This is a genomic window from Brevundimonas diminuta (assembly GCF_050310045.1).
Classification (GTDB): Bacteria; Pseudomonadota; Alphaproteobacteria; order Caulobacterales; family Caulobacteraceae; genus Brevundimonas; species Brevundimonas diminuta_F.
This window is the reverse complement of record NZ_CP190005.1, coordinates 2,483,926-2,498,992: the sequence shown is the minus strand read 5'-3', so window position 1 is coordinate 2,498,992 and position 15,067 is coordinate 2,483,926. Positions and strand designations below refer to the sequence as shown.

The window sequence follows — 15,067 nt, the reverse complement described above, 5'->3', positions numbered from 1 at the left end:
CGCGGCGCTCGCATCGCGCTATTCTTGAGCCATGGCCCTGTTCGACTGGATGGCGGAGGCGACCGGACCGGTCCTGAGCGGACGGGGCGTCCTGCTGCGCGCGCCGCGCCCTTCCGACTATCTGGCGTGGGCGTCGCTGCGCGATGTGTCGCGCGACTATCTTCAGCCGTGGGAGCCGGCGTGGGGTGACGACGACCTGACGCGCGCCGCCTATCGCCGCCGTCTGGGCGTCTATGCGCGCGAGATGGAACTGGGCACGGCCTGGCCCCTGTTCGTGTTCGATCCGTCTGACGAGGCCTTGATGGGCGCCATCACCCTGTCCAACATCCGGCGCGGCGTGGCGGAGACGGGCACCCTCGGCTACTGGGTCGGTCGCCCGTATTCAGGGCGCGGCGTCGGCACTGCGGCGGTGCAGACCATGCTGGCCCATGCCTTTGGACCGCTGAAACTGCATCGGGTCGAGGCGGCCTGCGTGCCGACCAATCAGCCCTCGCGGCGCGTGCTGGAAAAGGCCGGTTTCCGTCAGGAGGGGCTGGCGCGGGCTTATTTGAAAATTAACGGTCGCTGGGCAGATCATCTGCTGTTCGGCGTTCTCGGGGAGGAGTTCGCTGCGACCCCCTCCCATCCTGTCAGAGTATCGGACACGCTTTGAGCACACGATCCAGAGCGCTGACGTGGGACCCGACGACGGCGATCGAGGCCCTGGCCGCGGCCGACGCGGCCCTGTGGATCTGGACCCCGTCCGAGGACCAGATCCGCTTTACCGGCGCGACCCGGCCGCTGGGGCTTGGCCCGCTGGCGCCGCAATGCTCGGGCGCGGCCTTCGCCGCCCTGACCCTGCCGCAGGACCGCGCCCTGGCCGACCGCCTGCTGAAGCCTCAGGCCGAGGGGACGGAGATCGCCGTGCGCCTGCGTATGCGCGGCTGCGAGACCTGTCTGTGGCGCGGCGTCTGGCTGGAGGACGGCTTGCGCGCGGCGGGCATCGTCGCGCTGGAGACCAAGTTCGCAGGTGCGGACCGCGATACGCTGACCGGCCTGCTGGACCGTCGCACCTTTCTGGTCCGCGTGGCTGAAGCGCTGGGGACGCCGGGCGACTATGAGATGGTGGTGGCCGATCTGGATCGGCTGCGTCGCCTGAACGAGGCGCTGGGGCATGAGCGCGCCGATCTGGTGCTGTCGGCGCTCGGCTCGCGCCTGTCGGCGGCCTTCCCCGAGGAATGCGCCCCCGCCCGCATCGGCGAGGACGAGTTCGCCATTCTGGTGCGGCGCGGCGGCAGCGGCGCCAGCGGCAGCGAACGCCTGCGTGAGGCGCTGGAGCAGCCTTTGCGGCTGGCGGGCTTCGATATCTATCCGACCCTGTCCATTGGCGCCGTGACGGCCGAGGGCGGGCCGGACGCGCCGGACGCCGCCGAACTGCTGCGCCGGGTCGAACTGGCGGTGGAGCAGGCCAAGCAGGCCGGGCGCGGCGGGGCCGCCGCCTACGGCCGCGCGCTGGAAAGCGACAGCCTGTCGCGTCTGGCGCTGGAGGCGGACCTGCGCAACGCCTTCGTGCGCGGCGAGATCGAGCCCTTCTTCCAGCCGATCGTCAATCTGAACAGCGGCGCCGTGGCGGGCTTCGAGGCGCTGGCGCGCTGGCGACATCCTCGGCGCGGTCTGGTGCCGCCGGATGAGTTCCTGACTCTGGCCGACGAAATGGGCCTGATGAACGAACTGGGCCTGCTGATGATGACCGAGGCGGCGCGCCAGCTGGCCGAGTGGCTGCACCGCCATCCCGGCGCCGGGCGGCTGTTCTGCAGCGTCAACCTGTCGGTAGGCGAGATCGAGCGCCCTCATCTGGTTGATGACGTCGCCCGCATCATCAAGGAGGCGGGCCTGCCGCGCGGCGCCCTGAAGCTGGAAGTCACCGAGGGCGACATCATGCGCGACACCACGCGCGCCGCCGAGGTGCTGAAGGCTCTGCGCGAGGCGGGGGCCAGTCTGGCGCTGGACGACTTCGGGACGGGCTTCTCGTCCCTGTCCTATCTGGCCAAGCTGCCGTTCGATACGCTGAAGATCGACCGCTATTTCGTGCTGACGATGGACAAGGACGAAGGCTCGGCCAAGATCGTCAGATCCGTCGTCAACCTGGGTCGCGACCTGGCGCTGGAGGTGGTGGCCGAGGGGGTCGAGAACGCCTCTCTGGCCCAGTTGCTGCTGGACGACGGCTGCCACTATGGTCAGGGTTTCGGCTATGCGCCTGCCCTGCCGGCGCAGGAAGCCGAGGTCTATCTGAACGAATCCCTCGCCGACGGCGCCGCGCCCATCAAGGCGCGTTCAATCTAAAGCAGACTTAGGCCCGCCCGCTCTGGCTCGACAAGCGGGCGGCGTCGACGCCCAGGGCGGCGAGTGCGCGGCTCCATTTGGTGTCGTAGTCGTCGTCGAAGATCAGGGCCGGATCGGCGTCCGCCGTCAGCCAGACGTTCTCGTTCAGCTCTTCTTCCAACTGACCTTCGCCCCATCCGGCATAGCCCAGCAGCAGGATGGCGCGGCTGGGGCCGTCCTCGATGTCGGCCATGGCGGCCAGGGCGTCGCGGGTGCCGGTCAGGGCCAGACCGTCGCCGAAGGTCAGGCTGGTCTCATCGCTGGTCCAGTCGGCGGTGTGCAGGACGAAGCCGCGCTCGCGCTCGACCGGGCCGCCGATCAGCACCGAGCGGTCACGCCCGGCGTCGCCGAGGGGCGTGTCCAGTTTCTCTAGGACTTCGGCCAGGGATACGCCCGGCGCGGGCTGGTCCAGGCGCAGGCCCAGGGCGTGTTCGTCGTCGTGGGCGCAGATCAGGATCACGGCGTGGCGGAATCGATCGTCGTCTATACCCGGCATCGCCACCAGAAGACGCCCGGTCAGGGAGGAGAAGGCGGTCATGGCCCTATCATCGGGGCGGACGCCGGCGGGCGCAAGCCATTCTCAAGGCCGCTCTCAGGCCAGGGCGCGCTTGGCCTTTGGGGCGCGCATCTCTATCTGAAAGCCATTGCCCCGGATCGTCCGGCGCGAACTCCCGGAGACCTCCCGACATGACCATCAAGATCGGCGACCGCATTCCCGACGCGACCCTGACGACCATGACGCCCGACGGCCCCAAGCCGGTCACGACGGCCGAGCTGTTCGGCGGCAAGACGGTCGCCCTGTTCGCCGTGCCGGGCGCCTTCACCCCGACCTGCTCGGCGCGCCACCTGCCGGGCTATGTCGACCATCGCGCCGATCTGGCGGGCAAGGGCGTGGACACGGTCGCCTGCGTTTCGGTCAACGACGCCTTCGTCATGGGCGCTTGGGCCAAGGCCAATGATCTGAACGGCGCCGACGACGTGGTCATGCTGGCCGACGGCAACGGCGACTTCACCCGCGCCGTGGGCCTGGCGCTGGACGCTAAGGGCTTCGGCATGGGCGAGCGCTCGCAGCGCTATTCCATGTTGGTCAAGGACGGCGTGATCGACCAGCTCAACATCGAGCAGGGCGGCGAGTTTAAGGTCTCTTCGGCCGAGCACCTGCTGGCCCAGCTGTGATGACCGGCGTCGCTTATTGAACCATGGGCGACGTCTTCACCCCGGAAAAACGCAGCGCCGTCATGCGCCGGGTGAAGGGGCGCGACACCGCGCCCGAGATGAAGGTCCGGCGCCTGCTGCGGGGCGTCGGGATCGGCTATCGGCTGGGCGGTTGCGGCCTGCCCGGTCGACCCGATGTGGTGATGAAGGGGCGGCGCATCGTCCTGTTCGTCCACGGCTGTTTCTGGCACGGCCATGACTGCCCGCGCGGGGCGCGCCAGCCCCGCTCCAACGCCGACTACTGGATCGCCAAGATCGAGCGCAACCGGGCGCGCGATGCTCGCGTCACGACTGAACTTGAGGCAGCGGGCTGGCGTGTGCTGACCGTGTGGGAATGCGCGATGAAGACGCCGGACTGGGGGACGGACCTGTTGGCCCGTGTGAGCCACGGACCGGACCCGGCCTAGGCGACGGATCGGGCGCTTGGCGCCGAAGCCTCAGCCGGAGCGTTCTCCAGCGCCTGCCCCAATGTGTTCAGCAGGACGGTCGGCGTCAGGGGTTTGGCCACGAAATGGTTCATGCCTGCGTCCAGACAGGCCTGAATATCTTCGGGCGAGGTGTCGGCGGTGACGGCGATGACCGGGGTGGCCGCGTTCGGGCCGCCGCCCGCGCGCAGGCGCCGCGTCGTCTCGCGCCCGTCCAGTTCGGGCATCCGCACATCCATGAAGATGACGTCGAAGGCGTCGCCCTCACAGGCCGTCAAGGCGGCCAGCCCGTTCTCGGCCATGGTCAGGCGGCAGTCGACGGCCTGCAGAATCACCTGAATGGCGCGGCGGTTGATGTCATGATCGTCGACCACCAGCACGCGCAGGGCTTCGCTCTCTTCGGATGAAGAGGGAGCAGCGGCGGCCTGTAGCGATGCAGCCGCCACCGGCGGCGTCTGGCGCCGCGCAGGGCGCGGGGCGGGCGCAGACATGGGCGCTGGCTCAGGCGCCGGGACGGCAGGCAAGGGCGCACGCACGGCATCGCTTTCGCCCAGCACCAGCGCCAGGGTGAAGGTCGAGCCGCGACTGGGGTCGCTGCGCACCGTCAGCCGCCCGCCCATCAGTTCGACCAGATCGCGGCTGATCGCCAGCCCCAGCCCCGATCCGCCATACCGGGCGGCGACGCCGTCGGCGGTCTGGTCGAATGGGGTGAACAGACGGGCCATCTGCATCGGCGTCATGCCCGGGCCGGTATCGGCGACATCGACCAGCAGTACATGATCCGACGCTTCGTCCCGCCATGAACACAGGCGCACGGTGATGCTGCCTTCGTCAGTGAACTTGACGGCGTTGGAGATCAGATTGTTCAGCACCTGACGCAGGCGCATGGCGTCGCCGCGCACCATCGTCGGCATATAGCGCGAGCCGTCGATACGCAGGCGCAGGCCCTTGGCTCTGACCGTGCCCTGCCACAGGCGCAGGGTGTGGTTCAGCAGGTCGCGCAGATCGAAATCCTGAATCTCGACCGTCATCCGCCCGGCGTCGAGACGGGCATGATCCAGCAGGTCGTCCAGCAGATCCTTCATCATCACCCCCGCGTCCTCGATCATGGCGACCTGCTGGCGGGCGGTGGAGGATCGGGCGACGGTGTGAAGCGTGTGGACGCCCGTCAGAATTGCGCCGATGGGCGTGCGAAGGTCGTGGGCGACGGCGGCCAGAAGGGCGCTGCGCCCCTCCATGACGGCCTCGGCCTGACGGCGTTTGTCCTCGGCTTCCTTCAGCGCTCTGGCCTCGGCGACGCCGGCGGCGTGAAGGCGGCTGCGGGTGGTCAGGCAGAAGAAGATGAAGGCCACGACGCCGATGGCCACGGGCAGCAGAAAGCGCCCTTCCACGCCCCATCGCGCCAGGAAAAACGGCGTCATGGCCAGCACGCTGACCTGCGGCAGCACGGTCCAGATGAAGACGCGCAGATTGCCGGATGAAGCGATCACCGAATTGATGGCCCCGGTCGCCAGCAGCAGGGTGGCGACCACCCCGCCCGGCACCCCGCCGATCAGCCACAGAGGCACGGCGATGAAGGCATAGGCGGCGGTGTTGGCCAGAAGCGCCATATCGCCCAGACCGCGCCGCCAGCCCTGCGGCGCAAAACCCTTGTTGCGGATGACGGGCCGGAAGACGGCGAACTCGACCGCCTGCATCAGCATATAAACTGTCAGCCATCTCAGGCAGATCGGCAGACCCAGAATGGTGCTGAACAGCAGGGCGCAGGCCGGGCCCACGACCAGTCGCTGCGGCAGCATCCTGTGCCGCTGACGGATGGCAGAGGCCCACCCCGTCCGGGATAATTCGGTCTGCAGCATCAGGCGATCCGAACGGGCGACGGCCGCCCCTCGTTCCGCATCATGGCGAGCGAGGCCTAATGCTCCGTCAATTTCGGGCGGCGGAGGCCTCGGCCATGCTGGAAAAGCCCTCGGCGCGCAGGCGCTCCGCCAGATCGCGCTTGATCCGGCCGATCATGCCGGGGCCTTCATAGATCAGGCCCGAATAGATCTGAACGGCGGATGCGCCCGCGCGGATGCGCGCCCAGGCGTCGGCGCCGTCGGCGATGCCCCCCACGGCGATCAGCGGAAGGCGCCCGCCCGCCGCCTCGGCCGCCGCCTCAAGCGCCTTCTGGGCGAAGGGTTTCAGCGGGGCGCCCGACAGGCCGCCGGCCTCGCCCTTCCAGCCGGAGCGCAACGCGGCGGGCCGCTCCAGCGTCGTGTTGGACACGATCAGGGCGTCGATGCCGTGGGCGATGGAGGCCTCGACGATCATGCCGATCTCTTCGCCGATCAGGTCGGGCGCGATCTTCAGGAAGACGGGCGCGCCGTCGGCAGGGCGGGCCTCATGGATACGGCCCAGCAGATCGTCCAGCGCCTCGCGTCCCTGCAGGGCGCGCAGGCCCGGCGTGTTGGGCGAGGAGATGTTGACGGTGAAATAGTCGGTCAGTCCCGCCAGCTTCCTCAGCCCGATCACATAGTCGGCGGCCCTGTCTTCGGTCTCCTTGTTGGCCCCCAGATTGGCGCCGATGACGGTGCGGGTCGGACGTCGGGCCAGACGGGCGCCGAAGGGCTTCAGCCCCTCGTTGTTGAAGCCCATGCGGTTGATGATCGCCCGGTCTTCCGACAGGCGGAACAGGCGCGGTTTCGGGTTGCCGGGTTGGGCGCGCGGCGTGACTGAGCCGCACTCCACCGCCCCGAAGCCGAGGCGCGACAGGCCCTCCAGCGCCTCGCCGTTCTTGTCCAGACCGGCGGCCAGACCCACAGGGTTGGACATCTCCAGCCCGGCGATGACGGTCTTCAGGATCGGGTCGTCGGCGCCGGGCGCGGGCAGGGGCGCCATCTGCAGGGCGCGGATAGCCAGACGGTGCGCGGCTTCCGGGTCGAGTTGGCGCAGCAGGACGGCGCCGAGGTCGGTCAGGCTCATGGTCAGGCGGTCTCTTCGACGATCATGCGGCCGTCGGCTGTGACCGACAAGGCGCGGACGGCGCGCGTCGCCGCGACGGGCAGGGGGCCGTAGATGTGGGGGAACAGGGCGCCGCCGCGCGACGGCTCCCAGATCAGGGCGTCGCCCAGAGCGGCCAGATCGACCTCGACCAGCATCAGATCATCCTGACCGGCGTAGTATTTGGCTGCCGTGATGGCCAGTTGGTCGGCGGCGGACAGGTGGATGTAGCCGTCGGCCAGATCCACGGCCGAGCCGTCATATCGACCCTCGGCCACGGCGGCGCGCCAGTCGGCGCGGCTCAGGATCTTGAAGGCGATGTCGGGACGATCCGTCACGCCACGGTCTCCGGCGTCAGCCAGCCTTCATAGGACGGGCGCCCGGCGACATCGACGGTGAAGACCGCCGCCGCCCCGGTCGGGAAGCCGCCGCTCATCCGGTCCAGCACGGAAGGCGAAGCGGCGCTTTCGATCAGATATTCGACCGCCAGCTGATGCACGCCGGGATTATGGGCGATCAGCAGCAGGCAGCCCGCCTGATCCTCGGCCGCCTCGACCGCGCGGCGCAGCACGTCGGCGGGGGCGTTATAAAGGGCGTCGGAGATGTGCAACTCGACATCGCCGAAATGCTCGCTGACGCCATCCCAGGTGTCGCGCGTGCGCTGGGCGCCGGAGACCAGCGCCATGTCGGGCTTCAGGCCCCGGGCGGCCAGGGCGTGACCCATGGCGGCGGCGTCGCGGCGGCCGCGCTCGCTCAGGGGGCGGGCCACGTCGCCGCCCGGCGCCGAGGCTTCGGCCTTGGCGTGACGCATCAGGATCAGTCTCTGCATGGCGAGGGCTTTACGGCTGTTTGCGCGCGGCGCCCATAGGGGGGCGGTCACGAAGGGAATGGCGGTCGCGGGCGGCGGGCGAGGGGGTCAGGGCCGGGCGCCCGGCCAGAACAGCCTGCGCCTTGCCGGTCGGCCGCACGCGGGCATAGGCGCGGCGCGAGGCCTCCAGCATGATCAGGCCCGCCGCGCCGGGAAACAGCTTGGGGCCCAGCTGCTCCAGCCCGTCGGCCAGCGGCAGCATCGGGCGCCACGGCGGGACATAGAGGGCCTGCGACCAGGCGGTCGGCTCCAGCCCGACCTCGCGCACCAGCCGCTCAAGCTGGCCGCGGGTGAAGGGGCGGCCGTGGCCGAAAGGGGTCGCCTCGGCCCGCGCCCACATGCCGCCGCGCGCCGCCGCCGCCAGAATGATGCGCCCGGCCGGAGCCATGACGCGCACCGCCTCGGCCAGCAGGGCCTGCGGGTCGTCGGCTTCTTCAAGGGCGTGGACCAGCAGGATGCGGTCGAACGTTCCGGCGCCAAAGGGCAGGCGCCGGTCGTCGACCAGAACGGTGCGGTTGCGCCCCGCCGCCGTCCACTGTTCGGCGCCCTGACCGCCCGGCATGGCGGCGACCGTGCGCCGCGCGCCGACGAAGCCGTCCAGCCAGGGCGTCGCATAGCCCAGACCCAGCACGTCATTGCCGTTGGCCGCGCCCCAGGCGTCTTCCAGCCTTCGCGCCAGCATGCGCCGCGCCAGCGCGCCGGTCGGCTCGCCGTAGAAGGTGCGGAGATCGTCGATGCTGCGGCGCATGGGGACAGTATGGCGGATTTCGCGGCGGATGTCGGCTTTTCAGCTTGAAGCCCGTCGGCATCAGCGGAGTTTGTCGCGGCGTACGGGTAGGCTAGGGTTTGGGCAGGAGGCCGCTTCATGACCCTGACCGTTCGCCAGTTCCCCTGCCTGTCCGACAACTACGGCTTTCTGATCCGCGACGAGGCGACCGGGCTGGTCGCCGCCGTGGACACGCCGGACGCCGAGGCGATCCTCGATGATCTGGTGGCGTCGGGCTGGGGGCGGCTGGACCTGATCCTGAACACCCACTGGCACCCGGACCACACCGGCGGCAATGAACGATTGAAGGCCGAGACGGGATGCGAGATCGCCGGGCCGGAAGAGGTGCGCCGCGCCGCGCCGCTGGATCATGTTCTGGTCGATGGCGAGGCGGTGCGGCTGGGCGAGACCGCCTTCGACGTGGTGCTGTCGCCCGGTCATACGCTGGGCCATGTCGTCTATCATGCGGCGGACGACGGTCTGGCCTTTGTCGGCGACGTCATCTTCGCGCTGGGCTGCGGGCGGCTGTTCGAGGGGACGCCGCAACAGATGTGGGACAGCCTGAACCGCATCGCTGTCTGGCCCGAGGCGACGACCCTCTACTGCGCCCACGAATACACGGCCTCGAACGCGCGTTTCGCCCTGTCGCTGCCAGGCGCGGACGACGCGCTGAAAGCCCATGCCGAAGCCATCTTCGCGGCCCGCGAGCGCGGTGAGCCGACCGTCCCGACCACAGTGGGGGTCGAGCGCCGTTTCAACCCCTTCCTGCGCGCGGCGGACGCCGAGGACTTCGCCCGGCGTCGCGCACTGAAGGACGCTTTCTAGCGCTGAACGGGCCGCCGTTGGTCGCCGCGCCACAGCCACAGGGCGCCGAAGAGCACCGCCAGACCGATCAGGATCAGGGCCTTGGGCGCGACCTCGCCCAGGCTGGCGCCCATGGCGTTCATCGGCACGAAGGTCTGCACGGCGGCGGTCGACGGCGACAGATGCGCCAGCCAGACCAGCAGCCTGGGCATCATGAAGTGCGGCCATGCCGCGCCCGCCAGAAAGAACAGCGGCGCCGACGTGCCGACCAGCACCTGCAACACGCGCTCATGCCGGTCGAACAGTCCGCCCAGCAACAGGCCCAGAGCTGATACGCCCGCTGCGAAAATGGGCGACAGCAGGACGATCCCGGCCATGTCGCCCGCGCGCGGATAATCCTGAAACCAGAAGACGAAGCCGAACCAGAACAGACAGGACGCCGTGCCGATGGTCGTCAGGGCCAGCCACAGGCCCAGCCGGGCGCTGCGGCGCATGGGCGGGGCGCACGTTTCACGGCGCAGGGCGGCGATGACGCCCGCGCCCAGCAGCAGGGTCTGCTGCAGGATGACCAGACTGACCGCCGGCACGGCGTAGTCGCCATAACCCTCGGTCGGATTGAACAGGGAGTTCTGCTTCAGCGTCGGCGACAGCTTCGCCGCCCGGGCGGCGTGGGGCAGGCCCTCCAGCCGGTTCGAGGCCACATGGACGGCGGCGGCCGCGACCGCCTTGCCGACCGAGGTCACGCGGACCAGATAGCCGCCGTTCAGCCAGACGGCGATGCCGTCCGACGCCCCGCGCAATATGTCCGACTGGAAATGGTCAGGCAGGATGATGACCCCGTCCACGACCCCGCGCCGCATCAGTTCGTCCGCCTCGGCGGTGGAGGGCAGGACGGCGGCGACCTCGACCGTATGAGAGGCGTTCAGGTCCTCGACAAGGGCGCGGGTCAGGGCGCTCTGCGTCGGCGTCACCACGGCGACCGGCAGCCCCGTCGCCGTCTGCCCGGAATAGGCGGCCGGATAGTAGAAGGCGTAGAGGACCGCCGCCAGCACCAGCAGGCTGCTGACCGGTCGGGCGCGCGGCAGGTTGCGGAAGGTGGCGATGAAGGCGGCGCCCACGCCCTGTTCCGGCAGGGGGAAGGCCAGATCGGCGGCCTTGGGCGCGCGACGGGCGCGCAGGCGGATCAGCACGGCGGCCAGGATCAGGGCGGCCAGCGTCGCGACGCTCAGGATCGTCAGGTCGCGCCAGGCGCCGTCCGGCGCCGCGCCGGTCACCATCTGACCCGTCTGAAGGCGCAGATAGTGGGTGTAGGGCAGGATGTCGCTCCAGACGCGGGCGAAGCGCGGCCCATGGTCCAGCGGCAGGGTGCCGTTGGAAAAGGCGATGGCGGCGCCCGAATAGATGGCTGTGGCCGAAAACGCCATGCCCACATCGCCCAGCAGCGCCACCAGCAGGGCCGACAGGGCGACGCTGACCGCCATCAGGGCGACGACGCCCAGCATCAGCAGAGGCAGCGACCCGGCGACGCCCCAGCCCCTGATCCCGCACAGCCAGCCGATCCACGCCAGCCCCCACAGGGTGAAGATGAGGAAATGCGGGATCAGCGTCCCGATCATGGCCGCGGTGGTGCGCCCGCCGGTCGCGGCCTTGAAGGTCTGAAACGACCGCCCCTGCATCAATCGCCCAACCCCCAGCACCGCCGAACAGGCCGCCAGCAGGTGCAGGACACCGGGCGCCAGAAGACCGCCGAGGAACAGCTCGAAACTCAGCTGCGGATTGCCGATGATCGATACCTGGACGGCGGGCGGTTCCAGCGCCGTGGAGGGCAGGCCCATCCGGCGGGCCTTGTCCTCCAGCCGGGGCGCGGCGACCGAGGCGATGGCCGCCGACTGGCCCAGCGCCGACAGGGCGCCGACGGACTGAAAGGCGCCGTTGAACGACACCGTCACCTGCGCCGGGCGGCGAAAGGCGCTTTCGGTGAAGCCCGAGGGGAAGTGGGCGATGCTGTAGACCTCGCCGCGCCGCATCAGGGCCACAGCCTCGTCCATCGTGGCGGGGGCGGCGACGATGCGCACGCCGGGGCTGGCCTCCATGTTGCGGATGGCGGCGCGGCTGAAGGTCGAGTTGTCCTGATCCACCACGGCGACCGGCGCCTGTCGGATCACGCCGGGCGCCAGCATGGCCGCGATCACCGCCAGCAGGATCAGCGGCAGGCCGAAGGCGACGAAGGCGTCCCACGGCCGGGTCGCAAGCCGCCGCGTCTCGTCCTGAACGGCCGTGAGGAAGGCGGCCGCATGGGAGACGGCCGCGCCGCGCGTCATCGCGACGACCAGTCGAACAGGACGCTCATGCCCGGCCGCAGACCCTCGATCGGGCTGGCGGGCTTGGCCTTCACCTGGAAGCTGCGCACGTCATAGCCGCTGGACTGGCGGGTCGAGCGCCAGGTGGCGAACTCGCCCTGGGGGCTGATGGCGGTGACGCGGAAGGCGGCGCCCCTGACCCCCAGCGCCGGCACGTCGCCGCGCACGGTCGAGCCGATCTTCAGGTCGCGATACTGGTCCTCGCGCACGCTGAAGGCGACCCAGGGATCGGCGATGTCGACGATGGTGAAGACCGGCGCCCCCGTCAGCACCAGTTCGCCGACGTTAGAGAATCGCTCGGACACCTCGCCGCCGTGCGGGGCGGTCAGGCGGGTCTCGCCCTGCAGGCTTTCGACCTCGGCGACGGCGGCGCGGGCGCCGCTGACGTTGGCGTCGGCGACGGACTTCTCCTGCGGGCGGGTTCCGGCCAGCGCCTTCAGATACTGCTGGCGGGCGGCCTCGGTCTGGGAGGCGGTGGCGGCGCGGGCGGCGACAGCCTCGTCGCGGCGCTGGGCCGAGATGACGCCCTCGGCGAACAGGTTCTCGGCGCGGCGGGCGGTCTGGTCGGCCAGTCGGGCCGTGGCCTGCGAGGCGCGCCAGATGGATTCGACCGACTGCACGTCCTCGGTGCGGGCGCCTTCGCGGCTCAGGGACTGGATGGCCTCAGTCGACTGCAGCAGGGCGCGGGCCTGGGCGTCCTTGGCCTCGACCTCGGGGCTGCTCATCAGGGCCAGTTCCTGCCCGGCCTTCACCTGATCGCCCTCGGCCGCCAGAAAACGTTCGACGCGGCTGGGCACCTTGGTGGTGACGGTGAAGGTCTCGGCCTCGACCATGCCCTGCACCTGATCCGGCGCCGGGCGGGCGGCCAGGAACAGGCCCACGACGATGAAGGCGATCAGCAGCGCCACCACCGCCGCGACGATCAGCGTCACGGGCGAGCGGCGCGCCGGTTTGGGCGGCGGCGCCACGGCGGGTTTGGGCGGGGTATAGGCCGAGGAAGGCGTCTCGCTCATGGGGCGCTGATCCGGTCTTCGCGTTGCAGATAGTCGTTCAGGGTCTGACCGTTGCCAGACGCCGCCAGAAGGGCGGCCAGGCTCAGGTCGTATTCATAGGCGGCGGCCGCGCGTTGCAGGCGCGCGTTTCCCAGCAGATTGCGCGCGTCGATGACCGAGGCGGCGGTCGCCTCGCCCTCGCGGAAGCCGACTTCCTGCACGCGCAGATTCTCGCGCGCGGCCTCAAGGCTGCTGTCCATGCTCAGGAACTGGCGCCGCGCCAGCTCGACCTGATTATAGGCGCGCGTGACCATCAGGCGGGCGTCGTCGCGGGCCTTGCGCTCCAGTTCCGACGCGGCAGAGGCTTGAGAGCGCGCGGCGCCCAGCAGGCGGCGCCGGTCCACCGAGGACATCAGGGTGTAGCGGGCGCCCAGACCGAAGGCCCAGTCCGGGTCCGTCGGCAGGGCATTGTCCGGGTTCAGGTTGTAGGTTCCGAAGGCGAAGACCGACGGCTTCAGCCGCGAGGCCGCCAGATCGGCGCCCGCCTCGGCCAGATCGCGTCCGGCCTGCGCCTGGGCCACGCGGGCGTTCGACTGGCCCGCGCTGTCCAGAAACAGGTCTGCCGGACCGACCGGGCCGCGATTGACGAACAGGGGGGTGGTCGGCGTCACCCCGCCCTCCAGATCCGCCACGCGCGCCAGGGAGGCGATGGCGTTGTCATGCTCCAGTTCGGCGCGGTTGACCTGACGCTGGGCGGTGTCGCGCGCCACCTCGACCTGAAGGGTCTGGGCGCGACTGAGCATCCCCTCGGCCTCCATGCGGCGGGCGTTGGTCAGATGCAGGTCGAAGCCGTCGCGGGTGTCGGTCGCGATCTTCAGCGCCTCGGCCGCCAGCACCTGACCGAAATAGGCCTGGGCCAGGCCGACGCCTTCCATGTCGACGGCTTCCTTGCGACGGGCCTCGGCCAGGTCGAGATTGGCGGCCGCAGCGCGTTGCAGGGCCGGAATGGCGCCCCCGGTGTAGATGGGCTGAAGCGCCGTCACCGTCGGGCGGAAGGTGGTGTCGTCCACCTGCAGCCGGATGTCGTGCGGCAGGGCGGCGAAGATTTCCGGCAGGGCGGCCTGGAGCCTCTGCTCCACGGCGCCCACCACATTGCCCGGCAAGCCGGGAATGCCGGATATCAGGCCCGGAATGGCGGCGCTGATGTCGGACTGGGCATGATCCAGCGTCTCGCCCAGCGAGATGTCGAAGGTCTTGCGATAGCGGATCAGCTGGGCGTCCAGCGACACCGTGGGCCGGTTCAGGCCGTCGGCGGCGCGGGCCTGGGCCTCGGCCGCCTCGACGCCATGCCCCGCCGCGCGGCCGAGGCTGGAGGTCGAGCGCAGACGGGCTTCGGCGTCGCTGAAACTCAGCGGGGTGCGGGGGGCCTCGATGGCGCGCGCGGCTTCAACCGGCGCCGAGCCCGCGGCGGCTTCGGGGGACAGGGCGCCGGAAACAAGGACGGCCGACAGTCCGATCATGCTGATTGTCATGGCTTCATCCCCGCAGTCCGCAGCTCCTAACGAACCTGAAGCACGGCCGTTGCGTCAAGCAAGGGGCCGGTCGGCAGGCGCAAAAGCAAAGGGCGCGCCCGCAGCAACGGACGCGCCCTTATAAAGGCCTGCGAATGCTTAAGACTTACAGACCGGGCAGTTTGAAGCGGCCATCCTTGCGCGGGGCGATGGTGATGCCTTCGCGGCCGCCAGTCAGGGCTTCCAGACGGGCGTGTTCGCTGTTGGCGTCGATGACCCTGCCGCCTTCGGATGTCGCGCTGTTGGTCGCGGCCTGGCTGGCTGGATCGTCCTTGCGCCAGAACATGATGCGGTTGGCCCAGCTTTCTTCCTTGTGCGCCAGGCTGCCGAACTCGTCGTCGACGACATAGCGGGCCAGCGGATCGGCGCGGTCGGCGCCGGCCTCGGCGGCCAGAACCTGTTCGCCGGGGGTGCGGGTCACAGCTTGACGCTGGCCCAGCAGAATCTGGCGGGCGGCGCTTTCAGGGGCCAGTTCCTGCGGACGCGGCGCGCCGGGCGAAGGCGGCGTCAGGCCGTATTCCGGCGGCACCACCAGCGGCGCGCTGGCCACGGTGACGAACTCATCCGGGACGACCTTGGACAGGCCGATGCTCTGCTTCATCGATCCGCAGGCGCTCAGGCTCAGAGCGGCGCCGGCGGCCAGGGTCACGGTCAGGGCGGTGCGAATACGCATGTGTCGTTCGGCTCCGGGAGGCGCGCCGCGGCGCGGCGCTGGCTCGGGTC

At 70.1% G+C, this 15,067-nt stretch carries 15 protein-coding genes; 5 read left to right on the top strand and 10 right to left on the bottom strand.

The annotated features are described in order from the left end of the window. Positions 1-31: 31 nt before the first annotated feature. Entirely contained in the window at positions 32-652 is a 621-nt protein-coding gene (locus ACORJG_RS12000) for a GNAT family N-acetyltransferase (protein WP_427789300.1), read from the top strand. Next, the gene (locus ACORJG_RS11995) at positions 649-2,322 is read left to right on the top strand and encodes a putative bifunctional diguanylate cyclase/phosphodiesterase (protein ID WP_427789298.1); all 1,674 of its coding nucleotides are present in this window, start codon (positions 649-651) and stop codon (positions 2,320-2,322) included. Before ACORJG_RS12000 ends, ACORJG_RS11995 begins: the two co-directional genes overlap by 4 nt. 7 nt (positions 2,323-2,329) lie before the next feature. Here ACORJG_RS11995 and ACORJG_RS11990 read toward each other — a convergent pair whose 3' ends face one another. Continuing rightward, positions 2,330-2,899 (bottom strand): YqgE/AlgH family protein, encoded by a 570-nt coding sequence (locus ACORJG_RS11990; protein ID WP_427789296.1) that lies wholly within the window; start codon positions 2,897-2,899, stop codon positions 2,330-2,332. 149 nt (positions 2,900-3,048) lie between these two features. Between ACORJG_RS11990 and ACORJG_RS11985 the strand changes: the two genes are divergently transcribed. Next, a complete protein-coding gene (locus ACORJG_RS11985; protein WP_346528700.1) occupies positions 3,049-3,537 on the top strand; it encodes a peroxiredoxin in 489 nt (162 codons plus the stop codon). Between the two features lie 23 nt (positions 3,538-3,560). Then, the gene (locus ACORJG_RS11980; protein WP_427789295.1) at positions 3,561-3,983 is read left to right on the top strand and encodes a very short patch repair endonuclease; all 423 of its coding nucleotides are present in this window, start codon (positions 3,561-3,563) and stop codon (positions 3,981-3,983) included. Here ACORJG_RS11980 and ACORJG_RS11975 read toward each other — a convergent pair. The 5 genes from ACORJG_RS11975 to ACORJG_RS11955 form a co-directional block, all read right to left on the bottom strand. After that, positions 3,980-5,860 (bottom strand): ATP-binding protein, encoded by a 1,881-nt coding sequence (locus tag ACORJG_RS11975; protein ID WP_427789293.1) that lies wholly within the window; start codon positions 5,858-5,860, stop codon positions 3,980-3,982. The two genes, ACORJG_RS11980 and ACORJG_RS11975, sit on opposite strands and share 4 nt — an antisense overlap. Before the next feature lie 67 nt (positions 5,861-5,927). Beyond that, positions 5,928-6,965, bottom strand: coding sequence for a quinone-dependent dihydroorotate dehydrogenase (locus ACORJG_RS11970; RefSeq protein ID WP_427789291.1), 1,038 nt, complete (start codon positions 6,963-6,965; stop codon positions 5,928-5,930). 2 nt (positions 6,966-6,967) lie between these two features. Next, positions 6,968-7,321 (bottom strand): DUF952 domain-containing protein, encoded by a 354-nt coding sequence (locus ACORJG_RS11965; protein ID WP_427789290.1) that lies wholly within the window; start codon positions 7,319-7,321, stop codon positions 6,968-6,970. Continuing rightward, complete coding sequence (locus ACORJG_RS11960; protein ID WP_427789288.1) at positions 7,318-7,812, bottom strand: SixA phosphatase family protein; 495 nt, start codon at positions 7,810-7,812, stop codon at positions 7,318-7,320. The genes ACORJG_RS11965 and ACORJG_RS11960 overlap by 4 nt, the downstream gene beginning before the upstream one ends. A 10-nt stretch (positions 7,813-7,822) precedes the next feature. After that, positions 7,823-8,599, bottom strand: coding sequence for a class I SAM-dependent methyltransferase (locus ACORJG_RS11955; protein ID WP_427789286.1), 777 nt, complete (start codon positions 8,597-8,599; stop codon positions 7,823-7,825). Between the two features lie 117 nt (positions 8,600-8,716). Here ACORJG_RS11955 and gloB point away from each other — a divergent pair, with 117 nt between their 5' ends. Further along, a complete protein-coding gene (gene gloB, locus ACORJG_RS11950) occupies positions 8,717-9,442 on the top strand; it encodes a hydroxyacylglutathione hydrolase (RefSeq protein WP_427789284.1) in 726 nt (241 codons plus the stop codon). Here the strand turns inward: gloB and ACORJG_RS11945 are convergent. The 4 genes from ACORJG_RS11945 to ACORJG_RS11930 form a co-directional block, all read right to left on the bottom strand. After that, a complete protein-coding gene (locus ACORJG_RS11945; protein WP_427789282.1) occupies positions 9,439-11,742 on the bottom strand; it encodes an ABC transporter permease in 2,304 nt (767 codons plus the stop codon). The genes gloB and ACORJG_RS11945 overlap by 4 nt on opposite strands. Beyond that, the gene (locus tag ACORJG_RS11940) at positions 11,739-12,794 is read right to left on the bottom strand and encodes an HlyD family secretion protein (protein ID WP_427789281.1); all 1,056 of its coding nucleotides are present in this window, start codon (positions 12,792-12,794) and stop codon (positions 11,739-11,741) included. The genes ACORJG_RS11945 and ACORJG_RS11940 overlap by 4 nt, the downstream gene beginning before the upstream one ends. Beyond that, on the bottom strand, positions 12,791-14,293 hold the full coding sequence (locus tag ACORJG_RS11935) for a TolC family protein (protein WP_427789279.1): 1,503 nt from the start codon (positions 14,291-14,293) through the stop codon (positions 12,791-12,793). Before ACORJG_RS11935 ends, ACORJG_RS11940 begins: the two co-directional genes overlap by 4 nt. Positions 14,294-14,450: 157 nt before the next feature. After that, positions 14,451-15,017, bottom strand: a complete 567-nt coding sequence (locus ACORJG_RS11930) for a DUF3035 domain-containing protein (RefSeq protein ID WP_427789277.1) — start codon at positions 15,015-15,017, stop codon at positions 14,451-14,453. Positions 15,018-15,067: the final 50 nt, after the last annotated feature.

Coding starts and splice junctions, on each gene's coding strand:
- gloB (WP_427789284.1), top strand. CDS start 8,717: ATGACCCTGACCGTTCGCCAGTTCCCCTGCCTGTCCGACAACTACGGC.
- ACORJG_RS11960 (WP_427789288.1), bottom strand. CDS start 7,812: ATGCAGAGACTGATCCTGATGCGTCACGCCAAGGCCGAAGCCTCGGCG.
- ACORJG_RS11935 (WP_427789279.1), bottom strand. CDS start 14,293: ATGATCGGACTGTCGGCCGTCCTTGTTTCCGGCGCCCTGTCCCCCGAA.
- ACORJG_RS11985 (WP_346528700.1), top strand. CDS start 3,049: ATGACCATCAAGATCGGCGACCGCATTCCCGACGCGACCCTGACGACC.
- ACORJG_RS11930 (WP_427789277.1), bottom strand. CDS start 15,017: ATGCGTATTCGCACCGCCCTGACCGTGACCCTGGCCGCCGGCGCCGCT.
- ACORJG_RS12000 (WP_427789300.1), top strand. CDS start 32: ATGGCCCTGTTCGACTGGATGGCGGAGGCGACCGGACCGGTCCTGAGC.
- ACORJG_RS11940 (WP_427789281.1), bottom strand. CDS start 12,794: ATGAGCGAGACGCCTTCCTCGGCCTATACCCCGCCCAAACCCGCCGTG.
- ACORJG_RS11970 (WP_427789291.1), bottom strand. CDS start 6,965: ATGAGCCTGACCGACCTCGGCGCCGTCCTGCTGCGCCAACTCGACCCG.
- ACORJG_RS11975 (WP_427789293.1), bottom strand. CDS start 5,860: ATGCTGCAGACCGAATTATCCCGGACGGGGTGGGCCTCTGCCATCCGT.
- ACORJG_RS11990 (WP_427789296.1), bottom strand. CDS start 2,899: ATGACCGCCTTCTCCTCCCTGACCGGGCGTCTTCTGGTGGCGATGCCG.
- ACORJG_RS11980 (WP_427789295.1), top strand. CDS start 3,561: ATGGGCGACGTCTTCACCCCGGAAAAACGCAGCGCCGTCATGCGCCGG.
- ACORJG_RS11945 (WP_427789282.1), bottom strand. CDS start 11,742: ATGACGCGCGGCGCGGCCGTCTCCCATGCGGCCGCCTTCCTCACGGCC.
- ACORJG_RS11955 (WP_427789286.1), bottom strand. CDS start 8,599: ATGCGCCGCAGCATCGACGATCTCCGCACCTTCTACGGCGAGCCGACC.